The sequence below is a fragment of the Bacillus sp. HSf4 genome (assembly GCF_029537375.1).
GTDB classification, from domain to species: domain Bacteria; phylum Bacillota; class Bacilli; order Bacillales; family Bacillaceae; genus Bacillus; species Bacillus sonorensis_A.
In genome coordinates this window covers 4,190,782-4,217,678 of sequence record NZ_CP120679.1, presented here as the reverse complement: position 1 = coordinate 4,217,678, position 26,897 = coordinate 4,190,782, and the positions used below count along the sequence as shown (strand labels likewise).

The following is a 26,897-nucleotide window of genomic DNA, read 5'->3' as shown; positions in this document are numbered from 1 at the left end:
CATAAGGATTGTTACTGTTCGGCAGGCAAAACCTAAGCAAAGCCTTTTTTGACGGGCTTTGTTTAGGTTTTTTATTTTTTAAAGATGCGGGAGGGATGGTCACGGATGGATGTGCAAACTTTAGCCAAGAATATTTTAAGACTTGTAGGGGGAGAAAAAAATGTCGCTTCTTTAGTTCATTGTGCAACAAGGCTGCGTTTTACATTAAAGGATCGCTCAAGGGCGGATCAAAAAGCGCTTGAAGAGACCGACGGAGTTGTGACGGTGGTGGAGAGCGGGGGCCAGTTTCAGGTCGTCATCGGCAACCATGTTCCCGAGGTCTACAAAGAGATCGGCCGGATATCGAATATCTTGGCAGAGCCGGCGGCTGATTCCGGTGAAAAAGGGAATCTTGCTGGAAGATTAGTAGATATCGTATCCAGCATCTTCACGCCCCTGCTTGGCGTCATGGCGGGAGCCGGGATTTTAAAAGGGCTGCTTTTGATTTGCACAAACGCCGGCTGGCTGACGGCCGAGGAGACGACTTACACGATTCTGTACGCGGCAGCCGACAGTTTATTTTACTTTCTGCCTCTTCTATTGGCCGTCACGGCAGCCAGAAAATTCGGCGCGAACATTTTTGTGGCGCTGACGATTGCGGGAGCTTTAATTTATCCATCCATCCTTGAATTGAAAAACAGCGGGGCAGATCCGGTGTTTTTCGGAATTCCCGTCGTTTTGATGAATTACACTTCGACGGTGATCCCGATCATTCTTGCCGTCTATGTGATGAGCTGGCTTGAAAAGTACTGCATGCATGTCATTCATGAAAGCGTTAAAAATTTTATCACCCCTTTAATCTGTCTGGTGGTGATGGTGCCGCTGACCTTAATCATTTTCGGACCGCTTGGCGTATATGCGGGAAATGGTATCGCAGCTGCGATTTTATCCGTTTTTGATGTCAGTCCGGTTCTGGCCGGGGCGATCATTGCGGCGCTGTGGCAAATCCTTGTCATCTTCGGGATTCACTGGGGCATCGTTCCGGTGATTCTCAATAACATTGCCGTCCATGGAAAGGATTATATCAAGCCTGCGACGGCCGCCGCCGTGTTTGCCCAAACAGGGGCGGCATTCGGGGTCATGCTCAAGACGAAAAACAAGAAGCTGAAGGCTTTGGCAGGATCAACCGCCATAACGGGGATGTTCGGCATCACTGAGCCGGCTGTCTACGGTGTCACTCTGAGGCTGAAAAAGCCGTTTGTATGCGGTGTCATCAGCGCCGCTGTCGGCGGAGCGATCATCGGCTATTCCCACAGCATTGCCATCGCTTCGGGTGCGCCGGGGTTGCTGACGATTCCGATTTTTTACGGACCGGGGTTTCTCGGCTTTATCACCGGAATATCAGTCTCTTTTGTTTTATCGATTGCACTCACATATATTGTCGGCTTTGATGATCCTGCAGAAGAGAAAAAGCAGCGGCATTCCGGTGAACAGATTTTCAGCCCTTTGCAGGGAGATGTGCTGCCGCTGGCGGAAGTATCCGACAACGTTTTTTCATCGGGAGCGATCGGGGAAGGCATTGCTGTGCTGCCGGCAAAGGGGATCGCTGCTGCCCCGGCGGACGGGGTTGTGACAACCGTTTTTCCGTCAGGGCATGCATACGGCATCACAACCGAACATCAAGCCGAAATCCTCATTCATATCGGTATCGATACTGTCAAACTGGAAGGGAAGCATTTTGATCCAAAAGTCGTTCAAGGGCAAAAAGTGAAACGGGGTGATATTCTCGCGGAATTCGATTTGGAAGCGCTAAAACAGGAGGGCTTTGATGTCACAACACCGGTTGTGGTGACAAATCCGCACCAATACAGTGATATTGAGAAAACCGGCCAAAACCGGGTCGAAACAGGAAAATGGATCATCACATTAAGGTAATCAGGGGAGGAACATAAGATGAAATACAGCAAATTAGCCAAATTTCCAGATCAATTTTTATGGGGAGCTTCAACATCGGCCTATCAGGTGGAAGGCGCTTGGAATGAAGACGGAAAAGGACCTTCTGTCATTGATACGCGCGACAGCTATCCTGAAGGCACGACCGATTTTAAAGTGGGCAGTGACCACTATCACCGCTATCAAGAAGATATCGCACTGTTTGCGGAAATGGGATTTAAAGCTTACCGTTTCTCAATCGCCTGGACGCGGATCATTCCCGACGGCGATGGAAGCGTCAATCCAAAAGGGATCGAGTTTTACAGCCGTTTGATCGACGAACTGCTGAAATATCAGATTGAACCGATTGTGACGATGTATCACTTTGACCTGCCGAACGCTTTGCAGGAAAAGGGGGGCTGGTCGAACAGAGCGACGATCGACGCCTTTGAAAAGTATGCGAACATCCTTTTTGAAAACTACGGAGACCGGGTCAAATACTGGCTGACCATCAATGAACAAAACATGATGATTCTCCACGGATCTGCCTTGGGGACCCTTGACCCGAATTTGGAAAACCCGAAAAAAGAGTTGTACCAGCAAAACCATCACATGCTTGTCGCACAGGCGAAAGCGATTCGCCTTTGCCATGATATGCTGCCGGAAGCAAAAATCGGGCCCGCACCAAATATCGCGCTCATCTATCCGGCTTCATCCAAACCCGAGGATGTCGTAGCGGCCTTTAACTATAACGCGATCAGAAACTGGCTTTACTTGGATATGGCCGTATACGGACGGTACAATACAACGGCATGGGCGTACATGAAAGAAAAAGGCTGCACACCTGCCATTGCTGAAGGGGATATGGACATTTTGAAGTCTGCCAAACCGGACTTCATCGCATTCAACTATTATACGTCGCAAACGGCCGAAGCAAGCAAAGATGACGGCAGCGATACATCCGCACGAGGCGGCGATCAGCATTTGCAAACAGGGGAGGAAGGCGTGTACAGAGGAAGCGGCAATCCTTATTTGCAGAAAAATGATTTCGGCTGGGAAATCGATCCTGTCGGCTTCCGTTCGACACTCCGTGAGATTTATGACCGCTACCAGCTGCCGCTTATCATTACGGAAAACGGCCTCGGGGCCTTTGATGAGCTTGAGGACGGAGATGTCGTCAATGATGATTACCGCATCGAGTATTTAAAACAGCATATCAAGCAAATTCAGCTGGCGATTACAGATGGCGTCGATGTGTACGGCTACTCGCCATGGTCAGCGATCGATTTGATTTCGACCCACCAAGGCTGTTCAAAACGCTACGGATTTATTTATGTGAATCGCGATGAATTTGACTTGAAAGACTTGCGCCGCATTCGCAAAAAAAGCTTTTACTGGTATAAAGACTTGATTGCTTCAAACGGCGAAACACTAGATTAAACAAAGAAAGAGGATGTTCAGATGATCTCTGAATATCCTCTTTTTTAAATAAATGACAGAAAATTTTAAAAATATAAATGTATATATTTTTAAACCGTGTTACATTCGAAACGGAACGAACAACAATGAGGAAAGGAAGAAAGAACCTATGACATTCAAAATCGAAACACTTCCAAACTATCGCATTGCTTATATGCGAAGAGTTGGTCCCTACGGTCCTGCCAATATTGATGTCATGGAGGCGTTAAAAAAATGGGCTAAGAAAAAAGGTCTTCTTGAGTCTGCCATTCTGTTTGCGATTCCACAGGATAACCCGGAAACAACACCTCCTGATCAGTGTAGATTTGATGCTTGTATCGTGATACCGCATGATTATCAAGTCGATGATTCAGTACTTGAAGGGGACATTTCTGGCGGAAAATACCTGATGTACGATGTTAAACATACAGCAGAGGATATTCAAAAAGCATATTCTGATATTTTTTCATCTCTGCAAAACAATGAATTTCAACCGGACAATAGACCAATGATGGAAAAATACATGGGTGATATGGTGAGCAACCCGTATTGCGAAATATGTGTACCTTTAAAATCGGTTTAATTCGTTTTCTTGTGTAGGTGTCACAGGGAGGAGAGGACAAGAAGTTATCAGCAGATCGCTTCTTGTCCAAACTTTGAATGTATTAAAATGACAATTCCCTTTAACGAGCGTTGCGTTTAACTCGCTGGCAGACAGGGTAAATCATAAAATAGCAATCCAGATCAACTACATAGGAAATAAGAATGGGGAGGGATGACAAGTGAATCACAATGATGGCCGCCGTAAAGTCAATGAACACAGCAAGGATCAACAACTTGAACAGTACCGGTCTGACAACCGGGGCAAAAAAATGACGACGAACCAAGGATTGCGCGTGTCTGAAGACGAACACTCCTTAAAAGCAGGCGTGCGCGGTCCGACGCTGATGGAGGATTTTCATTTCCGCGAAAAAATGACCCATTTTGACCATGAACGGATACCGGAACGCGTCGTCCATGCCCGGGGATTCGGCGCGCATGGCTACTTCCAGGTTTACGAACCGATGACAGAGTATACGAAAGCGAAGTTTCTTCAAGATCCGTCGGTGAAAACACCGGTGTTTGTCAGGTTTTCGACTGTAGCCGGTTCGAGGGGATCGGGTGATACGGTCCGGGATGTCAGAGGGTTTGCCACAAAGTTTTACACAGAGGAAGGGAACTATGATCTCGTCGGGAACAACATGCCTGTTTTCTTTATTCAGGATGCCATCAAGTTCCCCGATTTGGTGCACGCGTTTAAACCTGAGCCTCATCACGAGATGCCGCAAGCTTCCACGGCTCACGATACGTTCTGGGACTTTGTTGCCAATAACGAAGAAACAGCCCACATGATCATGTGGATTATGTCAGACAGGGCGATTCCGCGCAGCTACCGGATGATGGAAGGCTTCGGCGTGCATACGTTCAGGTTTGTTAATGAAGAAGGCAAGGCGCGTTTTGTTAAATTTCACTGGAAGCCCGTCCTCGGTGTCCATTCGCTCGTCTGGGACGAAGCGCAGACAATCGCCGGGAAAGACCCCGATTATCACCGCCGCGATCTCTGGGAAGCGATCGAAAGAGGCGATGAAGTGGAGTATGAGCTCGGCGTGCAAATGATTGAGGAAGAAGATGAGTTCAAATTTGATTTCGATATCCTCGACCCGACAAAGCTCTGGCCGGAAGAGGCGGTTCCTGTCAAAATTATCGGCAAAATGACGCTGAATCGAAACCAGGACAACGTGTTTGCGGAGACGGAACAGGCGGCCTTCCATCCGGGCAATGTCGTTCCGGGAATCGACTTTACGAACGATCCGCTACTCCAGGGACGTCTCTTTTCATATACGGATACACAGCTGATCCGGTTAGGCGGTCCGAACTTTCATGAAATTCCGATCAACCGGCCGGTCTGCCCGTTCCATAACAACCAGTATGACGGCTACCACCGGATGACGATCAATCAGGGGCCTGTCGCCTATCATCAAAACTCGCTGCAAAACAACGATCCGGCTCCCGCGTCAGCGGAAGAAGGCGGATATGTCCATTATCAGGAAAAAGTCGAGGGCAAAAAAATCCGCCAGCGCAGCGACAGCTTTCAAGACTTTTACTCACAGGCGAAGCTGTTTTGGAACAGCATGTCCCCGGTCGAAAAAGAACATATCATTGCCGCGTTTCACTTTGAAGTCGGGAAGGTGAAAAGCAAAGACGTCCGCCGCCAGGTCGTTGAAATGTTCAACCGTGTCGACGGTGATTTGGCCAAGCAAATCGCCGCCGGAGTAGGTGTTGAGCCGCCGGAAAAAGACGAAGGTTCTGACGTCACGCTCAAGTCGCCGGCCTTAAACCAGGAAAATACGGTGAAAACACCGCTGACAAGAACGGTCGCCATTATAGCCGAAGCCGGTTTCGATGAGTCCGAAGTCAGCCGGGCGGTAAAAGCCTTCAGAAAAGCGGGTGTCATCCCGGACATCATCAGCACCGCTTTAGGAGCGGTCAAAGGGGCCGGCGGCCGAGAATTAGAAGCGGTTCACTCATTGCGGACGGTTGATTCGGTTCTGTATGACGCCGTCTATATTCCAAGCGGACAAGAAAGCGTTGAGCGGTTGAAAAAGGAAAAAGCCGCTTTGGATTTTATTCGTGAAGCCTTCGGACATTATAAAACGATCGGAGCTTCAGGTGAGGCAGTCGATCTGCTATTGTCAGCCGCCGGAACAGATGCCGCTCAAGAGCCGGGCATTATCACGGCGTGCGGCGGCAAAACAATCGATGCATTCACGAAAGAGCTGCTTGAAGCAATCGCCCTGGACCGCCATTGGGATCGGACCGTTAAATAGCACCCTGTCTCAAGGGTGCTAATTTAATTGACCACTATAATTTCTTTGATAATACAATCCATGATGAAAATACTGTAATCACCTGTAAAGAAACCAAAATCCGAACAACATCAACTCCCGCTAATGTAATATAGCCGAGCTGCATTCCGAAAATGAGCACAAGCAAGTAAACGGATAAAGCGATCATGGAATACTGCATTCCTTTTTGTCTGATGTGCTGTGACCTTTCATCTTTTTGTTTGAATTGCGGATAGAGGTAGCCTGCTGCAAAACTTAAAAAAGCCAGACCGCCCCACATGAAAAGTTCGATTAAAGATAAAGAATCACTGGCTATGCCGAAGATCATTTTCACAAGAAATATAAAGACAAACAGTCCGCCAATGATATAGTATGCTTTTCGCAATGCCATAAAATCTCCTCCTTGCCAATCTATTCATCATCTAAAAAGAAGATGTTTTCCACCTGTGTATGAAATGTACGGGCAATTTGAAGCGCCAGGGGAAGAGACGGATTATACTTCCCTTTTTCGATTGAGATAATTGTCTGCCGGCTGACGCCAAGAATTTCGGCCAATTTATCCTGTGAATACTTCTTCTGTTTTCGAAATTCAGCTAATTTGTTTTTCAAGGATTCAAATCTCCTTCGCTGTTATTCATATCCATTATAAAGTAAAGTGAGCTTTACGTAAAGCTTACTTTACAAAATAAATAAAAAAGAGCTTGCCATTAATATGGCAAGCCGATTTACCAGACAAACAGTCCGACAATCCCCGCGCTCAGCAGTGAAACAGCCATACCGCTGACAAGGAGCTTCCAGACGTTTTTGCCGATGATCGCTGACTTTTCTCCATTGAATAAGGAGTTGTACGTTCCATAGATCATGCCGATCGTGCTGAAGTTTGCAAACGATGTTAAAAACGTCGTTGCAACGGCGGCAGTGTGGGGCGAAATCGTTTTTAACTGTGTTTTCAAATCCATCATCGCGACGAACTCATTTGTGGCGAGTTTCATACCCATCAGCTGTGCGACATACATCGTATCATGCGCGGGCAGTCCGAGCAGAAAGGCAAACGGACTGAAGATGTAAGAAAAGATTTTTTGGATGGTCAGCCCGTCCATGATCAGCCCCAGAAGGCCGTTTAAGCATGACGTTAGGGCAACATAGCCGATCACCATGGCCAGAATGACAATCACCATGTTCATTCCGACCAGCATGCTGTTGGAAATCGTTGAGAAAAAATCTTTCTTTTCTTCTTTGGGCGGTACATAAATGATGTCTTCGTCTTTTTTGACATCCACCGGATTTAAGATGCTTGCTAAAATGAGCGCGTTCAAGCAGTTTAACGGGATCGCTGTAAAGACATAGGTTGCGGGAACCATAGTTAAATAGGAGCCGAGGATCGAGCCGCTGATGCTGCTCATGCTCATGATGCCGAATGTCAGCAGGCGGTTGTCCTTTAAAACGGCCAGCTGCTGGCGAATGACAGCGAGCGCTTCTGTATTGCCCAAAAACATCATTTGAATGGAGAAGAAGCTTTCTAATTTGGGCAGACGCGACACTTTTGAAATCACCCAGCCGATCTTATCGATCAACCACGTTAAAATCCCAAAATAAGCAAGAATGTCAAAAAATGTGACGACAAAGATGATCGGCAATAGAGCGCTGAAGAAAAAGTCTACGGTCTCATTGCTCATAACGGAAGGAAATGCAAAGGCGATTCCATCGCTTGCACAGGCGATCAGCCAAGAAAAGAAAGCAGCGATCTGGTTGATGACCCATCCGCCTACTTTCGTGCCAAGCATGAACCATGTCACCAAAAGCTCAACGACAAAAAGCGAAAGAATCGGCCGCCATTTGATTGATTTCTTTTGCGGGGAACAGAGAAAAACGACGGCCATGACAATGAACAGGCCTAAAATATTAATGAGAAAATACATGATTTCAACTCCCGAATGTTTTTTGAAAATAAAAAAGCTCTTATTTTTCATGGGTTCCGATAAAGAAAGCATGAAAAATAAGAGCAAATGAAAAATAGATATATTGTTTGCGCAATACACTTTTTACATGATCAAATCTATTCAAACTTCCTTGTAGTCTGGCGATTTACGGTTGCCAGGTAGAAACAATCAGACCCTATTACTGATTATATACAAGAAGTGAGCTTCTATTATTTTGACTGTATTTTATCTCGAGATTGTTTAAAATTCAAGCTAAAAATATATTTTCACAATAATTTTTCATATGAAATCATGTCTAGGGAAGGGGCAGGGCGCTTGTTTCTTAGTCTTTGAAAGCCGGCTTTCAAGCGGGAAAAATGATAGAAGTGACGCTCCAGAACAAAAGACGAAAAGTGGAAGTTGAATCTGTAAGGTGGCGAAAATGGAGATTACTTCTTCAACTTGATCAAAGGTAAATCTTAAGTTGATTGCGCTTTATATCTTTTTCGAAATCCAAAGCAGCCTATATGGTGGTTTTTTGTCCCCGTAAGGTTGATGAATCTCTCCAGTGACAAACAACATACTAATGACACCGACAAACCCTTTGCAAAGAGCAAACATTAAATCAAAAGTCTCTGGGTATAATTTCACGGTACTTTAGTTTGTTGAATGAAATGAAACTTTTTTGCTATGATTTTCCTATGTTTTTACAACTTGTATATACGTCCAATTTCAGAGAAAAAGAGGGATAATGAATTATGCTGTTAAAAAAGAACTATCTTCCTGTCGGCAGTGTTGTCGGCTTACATAATGATTCAAGACGTGTGCTTGTCATTGGACGGCAAATGTTTTCTGAGACGAACCATGTCATCAGAGATTATGCAGCTGTCGACTATCCAAACTACGGACACGAGTGACTATTTAGATTTTAATGAAGAGAACAGAAACAATGATAATGGAAAAGATTACAGCAATGCTTACACAGATATGGACAGTGAGGCGATGACTGAAGACATTAATCATTTAAAATCCGCCAATCCTGAAGTCTATGAAAAGCTTCAGAAAATGGATATTACCGCTGCGGCAGGAGCAGGCCCTTACACTAAATATAGTGATGATATCGTTTCGGTAGAGAGTCAGAATGGAGAAATACTGGATGATCTCATTGATAATAAGCCTCAGTTTGAAATAGAGGAGTCTGGCCTTAAACATCTTTATGAAGCTGAAGATTCTGATTTTGTGGATTTGATACAAGATGTTAACAAAAAAGAAGCGGAATAGGAGCAGTTCAATGATGAAATATAGACTTTTAAGTTTAAGTGTATTAATAGTGCTTTTAGTTGTGATCACCGGATGCGGAAAAGATGATTATCAAGAAGTCGTCTATAAAAAAGGCTTACCAAAAGAAAACAGCCCTGCATTTAAAGAATTTATGAGACATGAACTTGATTTAGTGAGTGATGCGACATTGAATTATCAAAATCATACTTATACGATTATGCGCAGTGATGTAGATGGACTACGCTATTATCAATATACGAGTAAAGAGCTTGAGGACTTTTACAATCCTTTATTTTCTGAAAAATATCCCGGAGCAAAACTGTATGATTTACAAACAACTAACTTTCTAACGAAAGAAAAGCTTATTCGCAATAAAATAGAACATCATCTGCCGGAAATGACTTTAGATAAAAAGAATGTTCTCAAGGTGAAAACAAAATTCGGAGAAAAAAAGTATGAGTTACCATCAGCCAGAGGCAAGAAAGTAATTCTGGCTCTTGAAGCTGTTAGCGAAGACAACATGCAGATAAAAGTGGTGGTAAATGGAAAAAAGGGAGACGGACAAACATATTATTTGTTTTTAAAACAAGATCTTTCAAAACATCAGCTAGTGAAAGAAGAAGCATTACATACAACAGTTGAGTCTGGAAAGTTAAATGATTACCTTTCAGTATTTCAAAAAGTAACAGAGGATGGATCATATCTTAAGTTATTCGACAACTATATTTTCGAAAAAAAGACGAACAAAGTCAGAAAAATCAAAGACACTGATATTCTAAGCGAAGATGGTAAGTATGTCTATATTAACGGAGCAAAAGAAGAAGAAAACTTTGTAATTTCCGATGGTGTTCAACAGATACAAACAGTGGACAACTATTTAAAAGGAAATGAAAAATATGAAGCTCAATTTAAGATTGACTTCAAACAAATTGCAAAAGAGATGGATTTTAACGCGGGCGATGCAAGGATAGCCAATATTCATTATTTTAATAAAGATTATGTAGTTTTGTATATTTCCTATCATGGGAAGACAATTGGCACAGCAGGCTCTGTTAATGTACTGATTGACTTACAAAAAAACAAAAAACAGCCAACTGCTTACTTAGTTGATTTAGGAATTGAATCATAGAGGGACTGAAGAGTTTTTATTCATTTGACACAGGTCACAAAGCTGGGATAATCATATAGAATTTTTTGGAAGTTAAATAAATAGGAACATAAAGGATAGAAATATTTCAATGAAAAAAAGATGGTTTATATACTTAGGTATTTTCACAATATGTTTGTTGGCGATCACCAACTGTGGAAAAGACGATGATGCATTCACATATCAAAAAGGATATCCAAAAGAAGACAGTCCGGCATTTAAAGAGTATATACGAATTGAAAGTGGATTAGCGGGCGATGCGACGTTAAGGCATGAAAATCATAAGTATACGATTATGCGCGGTGATAAGGGTGGTCTTCGTTATTATCAATATACAGATAAAGAGCTTCAGGATTCATATGCGTCAATTTTTTCACCTGATCAAATGTTTTACTCTCACCACATAAACAATAGCAAGTTTTTGGATGCCAAAGGCCCCCTTAGCTATATAATAGAACGTCAGCTGCCTGAATTGCGGTTGGATCATAAAAATATGCTGCAAGTGAAAACGGAATTAGGTGAAAAGAAGATAAAACTGCCCATAAAGGCAACAGCTGATTCTGAAGATATTTATCTCTATCTTTATGCTATTGATAAAAAAAACATGCTGATCGGAGTAGAGGATTATACAGGCGATGGAGATACGAAGACATATTATATATTTTTAAAACAAAATCTTTTAAAATACCAGATTGTCAATAAAGATGAATTGCCCGCAACAATCGAGTCAGGAAAACTAAATGATTACCTGTCTGTTTTTCCAAAGGTGACGGAGGATGGATCCTATCTGCACTTATTTGACAAATACATTTTTGAAAAAAAGACAAACCTAGTCAGAAAAATCAGTGACGATGATTATTTAAGCGAAGACGGCAAATATGTATATCTCAACGGGGCTGAAGACAAGGATATCATATCTGAAGGTGTCCAGCGCATTCAAACTGTGGAAAATTATCTAAAAAGAAATCATAAGGATGAAGTGCAATTTAATTTGGATTTTGAAAAGGCTTTTGACGGAGCAGGTTTGAAAGTGAAAAAAGTCAATTCAGCTGAAATTAAATATTTTAATAAAAATTTTGTGGCTATCCAATTTTCATATGATTTCATCTGGTATGGCTCGGGATATATTGATATGCTGATTGATTTGCAGGACAAAAAACACCCGACTGCTTACTTGATAGATTATTAGGATGATTGGGTAGTCGACTAGATTTACAGTAGATATTCATCACGGAGAAAAAAACTGCACCTCCACCGTTAGACACTATCTAACTATAGGGGTGCAGTTCATTTTTCACCCTTCCCCCACCTTCTCCGATGCATATCCATTCGGATTCGCAGAATGCCAGTTCCAGGCGTCGCGGATGATGGCGATCAGGCTGTTGTGTTTCGGGATCCAGCCTAATTCCTTTCTGGCGCGGGAAGAGGAAGCGATCAAGGCATCCGGGGTGTCTGTACTGTCACCGGGTGTGACGGGAATGAGGCCGATGCCTGTGACATATTGGGCGGCCTGGATGACTTGTTCGGCTGAATAGCCTTCGCCATAGCCGAGATTGAATGTCCGGCTCCCCTTGCCTTGCCGTAAATGGTTGATGGCGAGAACGTGGGCTTCGGCGAGATCCTGTACGTGGACATAATCGCGAATTCCTGCTGTGCATGCGGTCCTGTCATGTTTCGTTCCGATAGCAGCACGCAAAACATTTGAAATCAGATGCGCATCATCCGTACGGTCTTCGCCGATCGCTGCGGATGGGTGGGCCCCGCCGACATTGAAGGAGCGGAGAATCACATAGTTGAGACCGCAGGCTTTTTCCGCTTCCATCAGCATATTCTCCATCAGCCATTTGACTTTTCCGTGGGGATGGACAGGCTGCGGTTTTGATTCCTCTGTAATCGGCACATCTTTTGTGCTGCCGTAGACGGCCGCGCTTGAGGCGAAGACGATCTGCTTAACGGCGAATTCTTTCATGACGTCAAGCAGTGTTTCCAATCCTGAGATGTTTTCATTGAAAGAAGAAAACACGCGATTTGACTCGGTTGAAATAGGAGAAGCTGCGAAATGCATCACCGTTTCGATGTCCTCGTTTTCGAATACCTGCCTGAGAAAATGCCGGTCCCGGATGTCTCCTTTGTAAAAAACGGCTTCAGGGTGAACGGCTTCAGCATGTCCGGTTGCCAGGGAGTCGACAACGACGGCTTTTTCATTTTTCTCAATTAATGTGTAAACGGCATGGGAACCGATATAACCGGCTCCCCCGACAACGAGTATACTCATCGAAATCTCTCCTTTTTGGTTCATTTTGGCTACATGATATGACGCTGCGGTGCGACAGCCCGCCTTTGTTCTTCAAATCCGTATTTTTCATCTACAATGTAGAGCGGCCGGTCCTTCACTTCATCATAAATGCGGCCGATATATTCGCCGATGGCTCCGAGGATGATCAGGATGAAGCCGCTGAACAGACATTGCAGAATAATCATCGATGACCAGCCGGTAATGGTGCTTGTCGTAAACAGCTTCAGGCAGACGACGATGAAAGCGTATATAAAGCCGATCGCTGACAGCGTGATTCCTGAGTAGCTTGCCAGCTTCAAAGGCTGAAAGGAAAATGAAGTGATGCCGTCGAGCGACAGCTTCAGCATTTTTTTGAGCGGATACTTCGTTTCCCCTGCAAGCCGTTCGTGGCGCTCGTAATAGACGGCCGTCTGCTTGAAGCCGAGCCAGCTGACAAGCCCGCGGACAAACGGGTTTTTCTCTTTCAGCTTGTTCATTTCATTGACGACTTTGCGGTCCATGAGCCGGAAATCTCCAGTATCGACCGGAATGTCGACATCTGTGAGACGTCTTAGCATGCGGTAAAACATGGAGGCCGTCTGCTTTTTGAAAAATGTCTCTCCCTCGCGCTTCGTTCGGACGGCGTAGACCACGTCAAAGCCTTGGCGCCATTTTTCAGCCATTTCCAAAATCAGTTCAGGAGGATCCTGAAGATCGGCGTCGATGACGACGATCGCCTTGCCGGCAGCATAGTCCGTGCCGGCGGTGATCGCAATCTGGTGGCCGAAGTTTCTTGAGAAATTGATGCATTTGACAGCCGGATCGGCCTGAGCCAGCGACTTCAGCATATGGATGCTGTTATCGCTGGAGCCGTCATTTACAAAAATCAGCTCATATGGTTCTCCGGTTGAATCCATGACGCTTTTCAGTCTTTCATAGGTGCTGTCGAGGACTTCCGCCTCGTTAAAGACGGGAACAACAATTGAAAATGTGACGGGTTCGTTCATATTGATCACCTTTCCTTTCATCAATCCAGCTCCACTTTATAGAGCGTCTGATTTCCACCAGGTCCGCCCGACTGAGAACTGTTATCTGAAGAAGAGCTGCTGTATTCGCTTTTGGAAACCTTCGTGCCGTTTTCTTTAATCCAGTTGGTGAGTTCCGAATGATCTCGGCCTCTGCCATCGCCAATCATGAAGTATTTGACTTCACCGTTTTTGACAAGCTTTTCGAGTTTTTCAACGGTCAAAATCGGGTCGCTTCCTGAGAATCCGCCCATCGCCATCACAGCTTTGCCTGTTTTGATGATGTAAGATTGAGCTGAAGTTGCGCTGGAGACTGCAAATAAATATTTTTCTCCAGTGTTGTTCTTTTCCAGGTAGCTCAACAGTTCTTCATCGACTGATTCGCCGCTTCCAGGTCCGCCGCTGCCCCGTCTGCCTTGCTGAAACTGGCCGGAGCTGTCAGGGCTCATGCCTGCTGGAGCTTCATTGGCGTTTTGGCTGTTTTGCTTGGAGTCGGAATCTGTTGACCCGTTATTATCGTTGTTTTCATTATTGTCTGTTTGGCCATTTTGGCTGCCGAATCCAGGAGGTCCGCCGCTGTTGTTCATCTTGCCGCCTCCCCCGCCGCCAAATGATTGTGCGGATGTAGGTCCGGCTTGCGGGATCATCCCGTTCACCCCGTCAGCGAGGGTCGCGGCAGTCCAGTAGAAAGGACCGATCAGCATGCCGAGAAGCGCTGCAACTGAAACGTAGTAGCTGAACGACTTTCCTTTTTTGACAAAGATGAGCAGACAGCTTGTGACGACTCCGAAAGCGCCGATCGCGATGCTCCAGCCGATTCCGATCTCGCTGAGATAAGGGCTGAAGATATACAATTCAAACGCGGTTGTCAGCAGAACACCGCTCGGAAGAAGCCATTTTTTCCAGCCGTTTTCATCCTGATAGAGGCGGACTAATTCCGTCCATCCCGCACCTGACAAGGCGGCAATCGGTGCTGCCAGCATGATCAGATAGTAGTGGTGGAAGAATCCGGCGACACTGAAGAATCCAGCGACCGGCAACAGCCACATTGTCCAGAAAATCGTTTCATTCGTTGTCTCATTGAATTTTCGTTGACCGCGAAGGCCTGTAATTAGTAAACCGATGATGCCGAAGAAGACGAACGGAATCAGCCAGCTTGCCTGTCCGGAAAGCTCAGATTGGAACAATCTCAGTGGCCCGGGTGTTCCTGTGCCGAAAGAACCTGCACCGTTTCCGCCGCCTCCGGGACCGCCGCCGTTTTGGACATCGCCCATTTGGCCGCCAGGTCCGCCTGAAGGCATCTCGCTTCCGCTTGGCGGAGTCATTTGTTCAGTTTCTGAGTCCGAACTGTTATCGGAACTATCGTTTTGTTGCTGTGGTGTTTCCTGCTGCTGGTTCTTTTGCTCTTGATCAGAAGCAGCTCCTCCGCCTGAACCGTTTTGTCCGGTAAGACGCTGGATTCCGTTGTAGCCAAAAGCGAGCTCCAGTACCGAGTTGGTTTGGCTGCTTCCGATATAAGGCCGCGAACTTTCCGGCTGGCTGTCGACGATGACCGCCCAGGAAACGGAAACACCTGCCAGAACGATAACTGCTGTGATAAGGGAAACGATTTTTTTGCGAATCGTCGTCTTTGCTGCCATCAGGTAAAATAGCATGAATGCAGGCAATACCATATAAGCTTGCAGCATTTTGACGTTAAAGCCGACGCCGACCATACAGAAGGCTCCGAGCAGCCATCCGATTTTTCCTTTGCGGACGGCTTTAAACAACATCCATGTTGCGATCATCAAACAAAGGACGAGAATGCTGTCAACGTTGTTTGTATGGCTGACGGCAACGGCAATCGGTGTACATGCCATCACGAGAGCCGCTATTCTTGCCGCCGTTTTTCCGAAGGTCGGTTTTACAATAAAGTACAAGAGTGATACAGAGATCACTTCAGCAATCGCTTCGGGCAGAACGACGCTCCAGCCGTGCACGCCGAATACGAGAGCGAACAGTGTTTGAATCCATAATGCGACAGGCGGTTTATCAACCGTTACAAAGCCTGCCGGGTCAAAAGATGCGTAAAAGAAATTATGAAAGCTTTGGGTCATACTCTCAACGGCCGCCGTATAGTAGGCGTTGTCTGTGTCGTTATTCCAGATGCCGTAAAGGTTTAAACATGCAGATAATGCGAGAATCAATACAAGAAAGATATCAATTTTCCTTTTCTTTTCCATTATTCGGTCACCTCACTTACATGCATTATAGAAGCCAAATATGATCAAACTATGAACAAATCAAGAAGGATTTTTAAATTGTAAAAACGCGGGCAAAAAAAAGAGACATACCGATTACGGTATGTCTCAAACGCGTGTTTTTATTTCCACACATCTTCTGCAATGTCAATTACATGGCGCAGTTTTTCCCACTGCTGTTCTTCCGTTAAAAGGTTTCCCTCTTCCGTTGAAGCGAAGCCGCACTGCGGACTCAGGCAGAGCTGGCTCAGATCAACATAGCGGGAAGCTTCTTCAATACGGCGCTTGACGGCTGCAGGGTCTTCAAGCTCTCCAAACTTAGAAGTAATTAAGCCGAGGACGATCTGTAAATCTTTCCGTTTGACGTAACGAAGCGGTTCAAACCCGCCGGAGCGTTCATCGTCAAATTCCAGGAAGAGTCCGTCAAGGTTCAGTCCGTCGAAAATCGTTTCCGCGGCCGCGTCGTAGCCGCCTGAGGCCACATATGTCGAACGGAAGTTTCCGCGGCAAATATGCATGGTGACGGTCAAATCATCAGGGCGTCCGTCAAGCGCTTCATTGATCGTTTTGGCGAAGGATTCACGCAGTTCATCAGGCTGGCGTCCGAACGCTTTGATTTGTTCGTGTCCCTTTTCAGAGAAAAATACGGACCAAGCTGTGTCGTCAAGCTGCAGATAGCGGCAGCCTGCATCATAAAACGCGTCGATCGCTTTTTTGTAAGCTTGGGCCACATCATGATGGAACTCATCCAGATCCGCGTACGGGCTTTCATCAAGCTTTCCTCTGAAAAACAGCATATTCGGGCTCGGAATTGTCATTTTCGCCGTATGGTCTCCGGCAATACGATGAAGAAAACGATAATCGTCAAGCATTGGATGATTCGTAAAATCGACTTTGCCGGTCACTTTTATGCCGCGCGGTTTTGTTACTACATTGTGAAATTGAATTCCCTTGTCCGCTGTATAACCCTCTACACCGTCAAGGCCCTCCAGAAAGTCGAAGTGCCACCATGAGCGGCGGAATTCGCCGTCTGTCACGGCTTGAAGCCCAATCTCTTTTTGTTTTTCAACGATGCGCTTGATCTCTTCGTTCTCGACTTCGCGCAATTGTTCAGTGGTGATTTCACCGGACGCTTTTTGAAGGCGCGCTCTTTTCACAGGTTCTGACCGCAAAAGGCTGCCCACTTGATCAGCCCGGTACGGCCCCTTTTTTTGATTTGGCGTTTGTGACAGTTCAGCTGCTGGATTTGTCATGATTGATCCCTCTTTCTGTTTTGGTAACATAAAAAAGCTCTTCCTGATAAGGAAGAGCTTGATAGACAATCTCCTCCTTATCTTCAAGAACGCGAATACGCTCTTAAGGATTTAGCACCATTCTGTCATAGACAGCGGTTGCCGGGTTTCACAGGGCCAGTCCCTCCACCACTCTTGATAAGGAAAACCTTTTTTATGCGATTTTTATAATAATTTTAATATTAATACTTTTTATGAAAATGTCAATGGTATTTGGCAAAAATCTCTCTGTTTAGGTATTTTTCCATACCGTTTGATATTTTTCATTTTCCTCTGCAGCCATTCGTTCCATTCGAGGTTTGCTTGATGTCTTCGGATTGGACAGCATCGTATAAATGTCTATGGCCTTGAATGATATTAAATCGACTCAAGGTGTGATTTTTTCTGAAAAGCAGTTGTGAGAACGTTCAACAAGGTGATGCATCAAAGGCTTCATATTGAAGTGTGTTATCTTTCAATTCCAGGTTTGCAAAATACGTATGAATCAAATGGTCCATTTTAAACATCTTTGATTTATAGATTGTGGGAAAAACACCGGATCAATGGGTTTTCGACAAACTGCCTTCAGGCGGTATTTCTTCAGATATTTATCATATCCCGGAAACAGAAAAAGATGATCACAATCGATATTTGAAAGCGTTTTCTAAATTGTGTTCAACTACCATATTTCCGGTCGCTTTAAAAATATAATAGAACTAAGGTCTCGGGATAGAAGGGGGGATTAGATGAAAAATAAATTAAAAGACGTTGTTCAGCATTTAGTGATGAATCGTTCTTCTACGGTCGATTGGATCGAAAAAGAGATCAGCCAAAATAAAAGTGCAATTTGCAGCCATATTAGACAGCTGAATGACTACATTGGCAAGCAGAAGCTGGATTTGATTCAAATTACCCGAGAAGACGGCCGCATTTTGATCTCTGACAAAACGCGGGAATACCTTTATATCATGCTGAAAAAGGCAACATTTGTTGAACTGGACTACATTCCGCCGGAACTGAGAACGGGCCTGATCGTCATTAAACTCTCCACAAATCCGGCCCGTGATTCTTTAAAAGAGCTGGCTGACTTTGCAGCGGTCAGCAAAAATACGATGCTCCATGATATGAAGGCCGTCAAGGAATCTTTGCGAAACGAATCGCTGGATTTGCAATATTCGAGAAAAGACGGTTATCAGTTGATCGGCTCTGAGTATCGCATTCGCAAAAAGCTGGTCATTGAGACGAAAAAACTGCTGACTCGCGATGCCGGCGCCGCCTTATTGGAGCGGAAAGGGCTGATCGATCAAAATGAGCTGTTCCTTTTAAAAGAACGCTTAATGAAAGCGGAAAAAGAATTGAAGATTTCGCTGACTGACGAACAAATTGAAGATTTACCGATCGTCCTCTACTTGCTGATCAGGCGGATCAAGGAATGCAGGCGGGAGTGGACGCTTGAATTTGAAGAGGCGGACCTCATCCATACAAAGGAATATCAGTGTCTTAAAAATATATTTTGGGGTATGACCGAGCTGAGTGAAAACGATAAATTGTATTTGTCTCTTCAGGTGCTGTCATCCAACAAGCTTGAATCTGCACTTGATCTTTCAAGCGGCGGGGATCTGGTGAATTGCGTCCATGAATTCCTCGATGTGCTTGAAGGACAGCTGGCGACAGATTTAATGAAGAAAGAAGAGCTTAAACATAGGCTGCTTCTCCATTTGCGGCCTGCGGTTTACAGAATAAAGATGGGGCTGAACATCGACAATCCATTAAAGGATCAATTTATCGGCGAATTTCCATCCGTCTATTCCATCGTCAGCAATTCCGTTTTTCCGATCGAAAAGGTTATCGGGCTGCCGCTCTCGCAGGAAGAGGTCGCTTATCTTGCGATGATTGTACAGGCCTGGATTCATCAGACAGAAGGAGAAGCGGATTTTGTCTTTAAAGCTTTGGTTGTATGCCGGAACGGAATTTCTGTATCAAAGCTTCTCCTTGAAACATTAAAAGGAATGTTTCCCCATTTTCAGTTCATTGGCGCATATGCGGAGCGGAATTTTAAAGAACACGAACAAAAGGTGGATTTTATTTTTTCAACCGTCCCTTTAAATACTGTGAAAAAAACGTTTTTAGTCGATCCGATTTTAAATGAGAAAGATCGCTTCTTATTAAAAAAAGAGATTCAAAAATATATAGAACAAGATAGTGAAAAAAAGGCGCGCGAATTATTATTTCATTTGAAAGATTATATCGATCAAAAGGATTATCCGGCTGTGCAAGAGAAACTCATGTCTTTCTTTAATCAATCATCTTCTTCTGCATGTGCAAACGACGATCGCATTAAAGGTGAAAAGCTGTTCCCATTTTCAGAAGACCATATCGGTTTTACTGAAAGGGACATGAGTTGGGAAGAAGCGCTTGAACAAGCGATTAAGCCCATGAAGTTAAGGGGGTCCATCAATGAAAATTATAAGCGGCGGCTGACGGAACTGTTTGCGGAGGAAAGCCGCAGAATGATGATTGGCCCGTTCATCTATCTCCCGCACGCGAAGCCGGACGATGGGGTGGTGCATGAGGATTTCAGCATTTTGATATGCAGGCACCGTGTGGTCATGCCTGACGGAAATGCTGCAAAAGCGATTGTCGTGCTGGCTCCCGAAGATGAACATCATCATGTACCTACTCTTCTGCATTTGAACGATTTGTTTTTGAATGACTCAGCGAAGATATGGAAGGCACAGACAAAAAGAGATGTCCTCGATCGTATCTGCCTGTCTTCTGAGGGAAGGGGGTGGAGAAGGTGAATGAAGCTGATTTATTCAAGGAAGAACTCATTTTTACCGATATCCATGCACAAACGCCGTCTGAACTGCTAACAGAAATCGGTTGTGCATTAGAGCAATTGGGATATGTCGAAAAGTCGTTTACAGGCGCGATCATAGAGAGGGAACGGCAATATCCGACAGGGCTGGCGCTTCCGGAATTTAGCATCGGTCTTCCCCATACCGATGCCAGGCACGTGAAGCAGGCCTTTATCGCGGTTGTGAAAAATGACCAAAAATTGCCGTTCATCCATATGGGGACAGAAGATCAGGAAGTGGATATCGATTGTTTTTTTGTACTGGGGGTGAAAGATCCCTGCAAACAGGTCAAAGTGCTGCAACTTCTGATCGAAAAGTTGAATGACAGCCGCTTTGTCAGACGTTTGAAGACGATGGATGAGAAAAAACAATTGTTCACCTTTCTAAAACAAACTGTGCAGGAGTGATGAAAATGAAAAAAGTGATCGTAGCGTGCGGGTCGGGAGTGGCGACAAGCCAGACTGTTGCTTCAAAAGTAAAAAGGATATTGGAGGAAAACGGCATCCGTGCAAGCGTGGACGCGGTCGATATTAAATCATTGGAGCAGTACATCGGCTCAAGCGATGTTTATATCGCCATTACAAAAACCAAAAAAGAATATGCCATTCCGACATTAAATGGTATCGCTTTTTTAACGGGGATGGGGCTTCAGGAAGAAACGGATAGGCTGATTCAATTATTAACATAAGCGGAGGTGGCCCGGATGGAGCTATTGCAAAGCATTATTCAGTATGTATTGGATCTCGGGGCAGCTGTATTTGTGCCGCTTCTTATGTTTCTTGTCGGCATCGCTTCCAGAATGAAATGGAAGGATGCCGTCAATGCAGCGGTCATACTCGGCGTTGCCTTTGTCGGAATGAACATTGTCATCGGATTTATGCTGGATGCACTGACACCCGCTGCTCAAGCTCTCGTCAAAAGAACGGGTATACAGCTCAATACGATCGATGGGGGCTGGACATCGCTGGCCACCCTGGCCTGGGCATGGCCGCTCGCGTTTCTGATGTTTCCGCTGCAAATGCTGATTAATGCCATCATGCTTTTTTTCAATCAAACGAAGACATTAAACGTTGATTTATGGAATGTGTGGGGGAAGATCTTAACAGCCGTCCTTGTGATCGGTGTCACCGGGAATCTTTATATCGCCTTTTTGGTCGCTGCCGTTCAAATGGTAATTGAGCTGATCCTGGCCGATGTGAACCAAAAACAAATTGAAAGGATAACGGGAATCCCCGGCGTCACCGTCTCGCACAGTATGATGCTGTTTGCTGTGTTTTTGCTTCCGTTCAACTGGGTCATCAGCAAGATACCGTTGTTTGACCGGCATGTTGACGCCGATACATTAAAAGAAAAAATGGGTGTTTTTGCGGAGAATCATGTGATGGGCTTCATCATCGGCCTGCTGCTTGGGATGACAGCCGGCTATTCCGTCCCCGACATGCTGCTGCTCGCCGTACAGGCTGCTGCTGCCTTAACATTGTTTCCGATGGTTGCCAAGCTCTTCATGCAAGCGCTCTCTCCATTGTCGGATGCCATTTCTGAGTTTATGAAAAACAAATTTAAAAACCGGAAGCTGTTCATCGGTCTCGATTGGCCGATTTTGGCGGGAAGCAGTGAAGCATGGGTAGCGATGATCTTGATGGTTCCCGTTACGTTAATCTATGCCGTCCTTTTGCCCGGCAATGCGATTTTGCCGTTCGCCGGGATCATTAATATTTCATTAGCCGTGCCGGCACTGATCATTACCGGAGGCAACCTCCTGCGCATGCTGCTTTTGGGCATCATTACGACACCTGTATTTCTGTATATTGCCACCGGTTTTGCACCATCCATCACACAGCTGGCAAAGGATACAAACGCGGTGAAGATCGGTGAAGGCCAGATGCTGTCTTGGAGTACGCTGGAATACCCGGTGTTTCGCTATATTTTTGCAAAAGCGGGTGAATTGTTGCAAGGCCATGTCGCCGGCTTTATTCTCGCCGCCGTATGGCTCCTTTTCTTCGCCTTGTATTGCCGGATGATGAAGAAGCGGACGAAAGAACTGGAAAAGGAAGAAACGGTATAAGGAGGCAACCGCTATGATATATACGATTACACTGAATCCTGCCATTGACCGGCTGATAAAGACAACTGGACGTTTGACTAGGAAAAAAACGAACCGGGTGGCCGAAACGGAATACGACTTGGGAGGCAAAGGGCTCCACGTTTCACATGCCTTATCCAAGTTCGGTGTCGCCAATCAAGCGCTCGGCTTTATCGGATCAGAAAACCGCACATTAATGGAAGCGATTCTGACCGACAAAAAGGTCAGTCACCATCTTTTTGTTGAAGAGGGGGCGTCGACCCGGGAGTGTATCGTTTTGCTTGATGAAACGGATGAAGGCAGTTTGATGATCACCGGAGACGGCTTTCCCGTTTCAGAGGAGAATCACCAAAGGCTCATTCGTTTTATCGATCGGCATGTCACCCCCAACGATTCCGTTGTGATGGCCGGATCTCTGCCTCCCGGCTATACGAATGCAAAGCTGAAGGAAATTCTCGCTGCATTGAAAAGGAAAGGCTGCTTTATTGCCTGTGATCTCTCAGGGGAGGCGCTATGTTTGGCTGTTGAGCTGGGAGTGGATTTTATAAAGCCGAATCAGCATGAGGCTGAGGAATTGTTTAGCGGACAGCGGCTGTCTTTATTGGAGAAGCTGCGCCTTCTGGCCGACAAAATCGATTATGTCGTCATATCGCTCGGACGCGACGGGTGCTATGCCTCCCGCAACGGCCGGATATACCGCGTGACATCGGCGGCCGTTCATGAGCGGAATGATACAGGTGCCGGAGATGTGTTTGTCGGGGCATTCATGGCTCAATTGGTGCAAAAAGCCGATTTCCAAACGATGCTGCGCTATGCTGTGGCTTGTGCAGCATCCAAAGCGGCAAAGCAAAATTGCACAGATTTTGATATGTCTGAAGCCGAAAGCTTGTTTTCGCAAATCATCATTACAGAATTGGGAGATGATCATCGTGTTATATCGTAAAGAACGAGAGGACCTGTGCAAAGTTGTCAAGCTGATGTTTACCCGTTTTGAAACGAACGTCGCAGGCGGAAATGTGAGCGTCAGAATGAACGAGCATCATATCATCATGACACCGACCTTAATGTCCCAGCAAAAGTTTTGCGATCTCAAACCATTTGAAATCCTTGTCGTTGATATGGATGAGCAGAAAATCGAAGGAGAAGGAAACATCACAAGGGAAATCAATATGCACATGGCCTGTTATCAAGAAAGGGAAGACATCGGCTGTGTTCTCCATGCGCATCCGAAGGAATCTTTGGTGTTCGCTTCATTGGGCATGGATCTCCCGAACATCACTGAGGCTACGCAAAAGCTTGGCCGCATTAGGTCGCTCACCTTTGCCCCGGCCACTTCAAAGGAGCTGGCGGAAACGGTCAGAGCCGATGTTAACAGCAAAAAAGAACAGCCTTTGCCCCAGGCCATGCTGCTGAACAAACACGGGATTCTCGTGCTTGACCGAACATTGCACAAGGCGTACGACATGCTGGAGAGAATTGAATACAATGCGTATGCCGCCGCGAAAGCGCTCGTGTTTGATGCGTTAAATATAAGGAAAATGCGAGATGAGAAATTAAGTTTTAATCTGGAGGAATAACATGAAGGCGTCCGTTCAAGCATGGATTTTCATCAGCGCGCTCTGTTTAATGATCGGCCTGCTCAAGGCTTCCTTGTTGATGTCCGCGGCTTCCCTGGTATTTGCCGTTTTCGCCAACAGGCAATATCAAAAAGAGAAAGGAAACGGCAGTCAACCGGCTTCATTAAAAAAATGAAGCCGGTTTTTAATTGGGATATTTTAAAAATATTTAACTTAAAATAGAAACTTTTTTTCGTGATCCTCAGTCTTAAAATGTGTACCTGTTTTAAAAACGGGTAATATAAAAAATGACACTTTTAAGGAGGCTAAATGATGAACAAAAAATCATTTTTTAAAGCGGCAGCCATTCTGCTCACAGGGCTTTTGGTATTGCTGGTGTACGGCGGGTCTGCGATTCCTTCGGCTTATGCTGTGAATGGGCAAAAACCGACGGTGACAAGCCATACATATAAAAATGTCAAGGAGCTTGTCTATCCCCAGGTTCAGAATATAAGCAGCAAATCTCTGCAAAACAAGATCAACAATGACTTTAAGCGTTACATTGAACAGTCTTACAAAGACTATTTGAAAAATAAACAAGACGGTGAACAGCACGGTTATCAAACCGCTTATCAAACGGCGTTCAGCGTGAAATATCTGAACGACAAAAAGCTGAGCATCTTAACGGAGAACTATGTATATTCAGGGGGAGCACACGGCAATACAGCTGTCCGCTCGTTCAACTATGATCTGAAAGCGAAAAAGCGCGTCTATTTGACAGATATTTTGAATACGAAAAAAAAGGTTGATAAAGCAAAAGACCATATCCTCAGCTACATTCGTAAACATCAGGATGTTTTCTTCCCGGACGTGAAGAAGAAAGATATCGTCCTTGATAAACAGACAGCCTTCTATTTTACAAAAGACGGCATTACTATTGTATTCCAACAGTATGACGTTGCACCGTATGTCGCCGGAAACCCTGTCGTACATGTGCCGAAGTCGGTTTACCAATAAAAGTTTGCAAGCCCCTGTCCTCAGGGGTTTTTTGTTGGAAAAAGGCGGGAAAAGCGCTTGGGAAGGGCGGGCAAAAGATCAGCCCGGCGTCAGTTCGCAGATTTTTTCTAGATCGAACAGCTCGCAGACATAGAACATGCACTGCCGGCCGCTGATGATCTGATATTTTTTAAAAGCATATGTCCGATCTGCCGAAACAGGTACAAGGTGTGTGAAATGTTTTCCCAGGCAGTCGCCCGTGCTGAAAATTTCACGCCTTGACTCCAGTTCTGCAATGATTTTCCCGATGGGAAGCCTTTCTTCCTGCAAATCTTGTTTGATGGCGGGCGGCAGTAAATTTGTTTTGACATAGACATAATTATAGGATAAGTAATCATTGCCTGTTTTCAAAGAGGAGGTCCTAAACAAGATTTCATCATCGCGTTGAAACAGTCTCGCTTCTTCAGGTGACAGCTTGTCATAATCAATATCATTTTGCTGAAAAACTTCGATTTCGACTTTGCCGCCGATCAGCGTTTCAATCGCTTTGGTTGTTGAACCATCGGTTTTGGTTAACATGTCTTTTACAAGAGAAACAAGAGTTTCAGGAAAAAAGTGGCTTACATTCAACTAAAGGCACCTCCATACAAAATTAGAATTTTTTGAAAACTTGTCTTTAAATCTATCATGTGGAGGTGAGTTTGTCTAGAAATATAAGTTAAATTTTAGGTTTGTAATGTAAATTTTATCTTTTTTACAATTGGATAGATAAGGATATGTCATGAAGAAAGGAGACATCCATTGTCTCCTTTTTTGTGCCGTGATTTTAAGTCGTCTCGCCTTCTAAAAGCTGTACGGGCAAATAGGTTTCCAGCGGCAAATCATCGAATTCACCTTCAATGGCTTTGGACAAAATCTCGATGGCCGTCTTGGAAATGAGTTCGATCGGCTGCTGGATGGTTGTCAATTCCGGAAGGATGGACTGAACCGCTTCCGTTCCGTCGTAGCCGATCACCTTTAATTGCCCCGGGATGTCTTTTCCGCGTTTTTTCGCTTCGGTGATGACTGTAGCGGCCATGAGATCATCGCTGGCAAAAATGCCGTCAGCTGCAGGCTGTTCATCAAACAGCTTTGAGATGATTTCCCGGTAATTTTGATGAAAGGGAACTTCATATGTAATCGGCTGTCTCCCGTGTTGTTGCATCACATCTTCATATGCTTTTCTTCTAAGATTTGCCGGTGTTTTCAGCTCAATTGGTCCGTTGATATGGATGATGTGCCGGCAGCCTTTTGCAATTAACAGTTCCGTCGCTTTTTTTCCTCCGTTATAGTTGTCGGAGCCGATGACGGGAATCGTTTCCGATAAGTAATGGTCGATGGCGACAATCGGCAGGTTTTGCCGATGATAATTTAAAATGCCCCTGTTGTAAGTCACGGCGATGACGCCGTCCACTTGATTTCGCATCAGCATTTCCAAGTATTTTTCTTCTTTGTCTTTGCGATTTAAGCTGTTGCAAAGCAGCAGTTTGTAGCCCATGGAAGCGCAGATGCTCTCAATATGAAAGGCCAGTTCGCCGAAAAACGGGTTGCTGGAGTTTGGGATGATGAGCCCTATTAAATTGGTTCGTTTACGAAATAAAGAGCGGGCCAAATCGTTTGGAAAGTAATTGATTTCTTCCATCGCTCTGTAGACTTTTTCTTTTGTTTTTTCGCTAATATAGCCGCGGTTATTTAATACCCGCGAAACGGTTGTTGATGAAACTCCCGCTTTTTTTGCAACGTCGTGAATGCTAGGCTTCATTCCCTTGTCCCCCTGCTTTTTACTGAAATGGCTTACAATTCTCGTCACGCACTTATTTTAGAGAATCGGGCCGATATGTGCAAGAAAATACCATGATTCTGAGAAATGTACCGAGAAGAATAAATTGAAAAATATATGTCAACCGGTTGACATATGAAACCGGTTGACATAAAATTCATTTGAAAGCGCTT

The 26,897-nt window shown here is 45.0% G+C and carries 25 protein-coding genes and 2 riboswitches; of the genes, 16 read left to right on the top strand and 9 right to left on the bottom strand.

Features of this window, described 5'->3' with window-relative positions; genetic code table 11:
• The first annotated feature begins 105 nt into the window (after positions 1–105).
• From P3X63_RS21730 to P3X63_RS21715, 4 genes are all read left to right on the top strand, one after another.
• The gene (locus P3X63_RS21730) at positions 106–1,914 is read left to right on the top strand and encodes a beta-glucoside-specific PTS transporter subunit IIABC (RefSeq protein ID WP_026589327.1); all 1,809 of its coding nucleotides are present in this window, start codon (positions 106–108) and stop codon (positions 1,912–1,914) included.
• A gap of 18 nt (positions 1,915–1,932) precedes the next feature.
• The gene (locus P3X63_RS21725; RefSeq protein ID WP_277692034.1) at positions 1,933–3,351 is read left to right on the top strand and encodes a glycoside hydrolase family 1 protein; all 1,419 of its coding nucleotides are present in this window, start codon (positions 1,933–1,935) and stop codon (positions 3,349–3,351) included.
• Positions 3,352–3,499: 148 nt separating this feature from the next.
• Positions 3,500–3,952, top strand: coding sequence for an AraC family transcriptional regulator (locus tag P3X63_RS21720; RefSeq protein ID WP_077735954.1), 453 nt, complete (start codon positions 3,500–3,502; stop codon positions 3,950–3,952).
• A 199-nt stretch (positions 3,953–4,151) separates the two neighbouring features.
• A complete protein-coding gene (locus P3X63_RS21715) occupies positions 4,152–6,236 on the top strand; it encodes a catalase (RefSeq protein WP_277692031.1) in 2,085 nt (694 codons plus the stop codon).
• 34 nt (positions 6,237–6,270) lie between these two features.
• Here the strand turns inward: P3X63_RS21715 and P3X63_RS21710 are convergent, their stop codons facing one another.
• The 3 genes from P3X63_RS21710 to P3X63_RS21700 all read right to left on the bottom strand — a co-directional run bounded on the left by P3X63_RS21710 (position 6,271) and on the right by P3X63_RS21700 (position 8,173).
• Complete coding sequence (locus P3X63_RS21710; RefSeq protein ID WP_277692029.1) at positions 6,271–6,645, bottom strand: hypothetical protein; 375 nt, start codon at positions 6,643–6,645, stop codon at positions 6,271–6,273.
• Positions 6,646–6,665: 20 nt separating this feature from the next.
• The gene (locus tag P3X63_RS21705; RefSeq protein ID WP_026589322.1) at positions 6,666–6,863 is read right to left on the bottom strand and encodes a helix-turn-helix transcriptional regulator; all 198 of its coding nucleotides are present in this window, start codon (positions 6,861–6,863) and stop codon (positions 6,666–6,668) included.
• Between the two features lie 116 nt (positions 6,864–6,979).
• Positions 6,980–8,173 (bottom strand): NupC/NupG family nucleoside CNT transporter, encoded by a 1,194-nt coding sequence (locus P3X63_RS21700; RefSeq protein ID WP_026589321.1) that lies wholly within the window; start codon positions 8,171–8,173, stop codon positions 6,980–6,982.
• A 134-nt stretch (positions 8,174–8,307) separates the two neighbouring features.
• Positions 8,308–8,409, bottom strand: a riboswitch (purine riboswitch).
• Between the two features lie 522 nt (positions 8,410–8,931).
• On the opposite strand from P3X63_RS21700, the gene P3X63_RS21695 reads away from it, so the two are divergent.
• The 4 genes from P3X63_RS21695 to P3X63_RS21680 all read left to right on the top strand — a co-directional run bounded on the left by P3X63_RS21695 (position 8,932) and on the right by P3X63_RS21680 (position 11,790).
• Entirely contained in the window at positions 8,932–9,090 is a 159-nt protein-coding gene (locus tag P3X63_RS21695; protein ID WP_277692026.1) for a DUF4176 domain-containing protein, read from the top strand.
• Entirely contained in the window at positions 9,038–9,454 is a 417-nt protein-coding gene (locus P3X63_RS21690; protein ID WP_256860267.1) for a hypothetical protein, read from the top strand. The genes P3X63_RS21695 and P3X63_RS21690 overlap by 53 nt, the downstream gene beginning before the upstream one ends.
• Before the next feature lie 10 nt (positions 9,455–9,464).
• Positions 9,465–10,583, top strand: coding sequence for a hypothetical protein (locus tag P3X63_RS21685; protein WP_026589320.1), 1,119 nt, complete (start codon positions 9,465–9,467; stop codon positions 10,581–10,583).
• A 109-nt stretch (positions 10,584–10,692) separates the two neighbouring features.
• A complete protein-coding gene (locus P3X63_RS21680) occupies positions 10,693–11,790 on the top strand; it encodes a hypothetical protein (RefSeq protein WP_026589319.1) in 1,098 nt (365 codons plus the stop codon).
• Between the two features lie 105 nt (positions 11,791–11,895).
• Here P3X63_RS21680 and galE read toward each other — a convergent pair whose 3' ends face one another.
• The 4 genes from galE to P3X63_RS21660 all read right to left on the bottom strand — a co-directional run bounded on the left by galE (position 11,896) and on the right by P3X63_RS21660 (position 17,424).
• Positions 11,896–12,876: a UDP-glucose 4-epimerase GalE gene (gene galE / locus P3X63_RS21675; protein WP_277692024.1), complete on the bottom strand. Its 981-nt coding sequence runs from the start codon at positions 12,874–12,876 to the stop codon at positions 11,896–11,898.
• A 29-nt stretch (positions 12,877–12,905) separates the two neighbouring features.
• A complete protein-coding gene (locus P3X63_RS21670) occupies positions 12,906–13,904 on the bottom strand; it encodes a glycosyltransferase family 2 protein (protein WP_481748566.1) in 999 nt (332 codons plus the stop codon).
• Positions 13,904–16,123, bottom strand: a complete 2,220-nt coding sequence (locus P3X63_RS21665; protein ID WP_277692023.1) for a glycosyltransferase family 39 protein — start codon at positions 16,121–16,123, stop codon at positions 13,904–13,906. Before P3X63_RS21665 ends, P3X63_RS21670 begins: the two co-directional genes overlap by 1 nt.
• Before the next feature lie 140 nt (positions 16,124–16,263).
• A complete protein-coding gene (locus P3X63_RS21660) occupies positions 16,264–17,424 on the bottom strand; it encodes a 5-methyltetrahydropteroyltriglutamate--homocysteine S-methyltransferase (RefSeq protein ID WP_481748565.1) in 1,161 nt (386 codons plus the stop codon).
• A 44-nt stretch (positions 17,425–17,468) separates the two neighbouring features.
• Positions 17,469–17,578, bottom strand: a riboswitch (SAM riboswitch).
• A gap of 580 nt (positions 17,579–18,158) precedes the next feature.
• Here P3X63_RS21660 and P3X63_RS21655 point away from each other — a divergent pair.
• From P3X63_RS21655 to P3X63_RS21620, 8 genes are all read left to right on the top strand, one after another.
• On the top strand, positions 18,159–20,213 hold the full coding sequence (locus P3X63_RS21655) for a BglG family transcription antiterminator (protein WP_051290444.1): 2,055 nt from the start codon (positions 18,159–18,161) through the stop codon (positions 20,211–20,213).
• Entirely contained in the window at positions 20,210–20,677 is a 468-nt protein-coding gene (locus P3X63_RS21650) for a PTS sugar transporter subunit IIA (RefSeq protein ID WP_051290443.1), read from the top strand. Before P3X63_RS21655 ends, P3X63_RS21650 begins: the two co-directional genes overlap by 4 nt.
• Positions 20,678–20,682: 5 nt before the next feature.
• On the top strand, positions 20,683–20,958 hold the full coding sequence (locus P3X63_RS21645) for a PTS sugar transporter subunit IIB (RefSeq protein ID WP_026589314.1): 276 nt from the start codon (positions 20,683–20,685) through the stop codon (positions 20,956–20,958).
• Positions 20,959–20,973: 15 nt separating this feature from the next.
• Positions 20,974–22,335, top strand: a complete 1,362-nt coding sequence (locus P3X63_RS21640; protein WP_277692017.1) for a PTS galactitol transporter subunit IIC — start codon at positions 20,974–20,976, stop codon at positions 22,333–22,335.
• 13 nt (positions 22,336–22,348) lie between these two features.
• Positions 22,349–23,296, top strand: coding sequence for a 1-phosphofructokinase family hexose kinase (locus tag P3X63_RS21635; protein WP_277692015.1), 948 nt, complete (start codon positions 22,349–22,351; stop codon positions 23,294–23,296).
• Positions 23,283–23,930, top strand: coding sequence for a class II aldolase/adducin family protein (locus P3X63_RS21630; RefSeq protein WP_026589311.1), 648 nt, complete (start codon positions 23,283–23,285; stop codon positions 23,928–23,930). The genes P3X63_RS21635 and P3X63_RS21630 overlap by 14 nt, the downstream gene beginning before the upstream one ends.
• Before the next feature lies 1 nt (position 23,931).
• The gene (locus P3X63_RS21625; protein WP_163170542.1) at positions 23,932–24,105 is read left to right on the top strand and encodes a hypothetical protein; all 174 of its coding nucleotides are present in this window, start codon (positions 23,932–23,934) and stop codon (positions 24,103–24,105) included.
• A 137-nt stretch (positions 24,106–24,242) separates the two neighbouring features.
• The gene (locus tag P3X63_RS21620; protein ID WP_026589310.1) at positions 24,243–24,926 is read left to right on the top strand and encodes a DUF3298 and DUF4163 domain-containing protein; all 684 of its coding nucleotides are present in this window, start codon (positions 24,243–24,245) and stop codon (positions 24,924–24,926) included.
• A 78-nt stretch (positions 24,927–25,004) separates the two neighbouring features.
• Here the strand turns inward: P3X63_RS21620 and P3X63_RS21615 are convergent, their stop codons facing one another.
• Both P3X63_RS21615 and P3X63_RS21610 read right to left on the bottom strand, forming a co-directional pair.
• Positions 25,005–25,535 (bottom strand): chorismate--pyruvate lyase family protein, encoded by a 531-nt coding sequence (locus tag P3X63_RS21615; RefSeq protein WP_026589309.1) that lies wholly within the window; start codon positions 25,533–25,535, stop codon positions 25,005–25,007.
• A 196-nt stretch (positions 25,536–25,731) separates the two neighbouring features.
• A complete protein-coding gene (locus P3X63_RS21610; RefSeq protein ID WP_026589308.1) occupies positions 25,732–26,706 on the bottom strand; it encodes a LacI family DNA-binding transcriptional regulator in 975 nt (324 codons plus the stop codon).
• Positions 26,707–26,897: the final 191 nt, after the last annotated feature.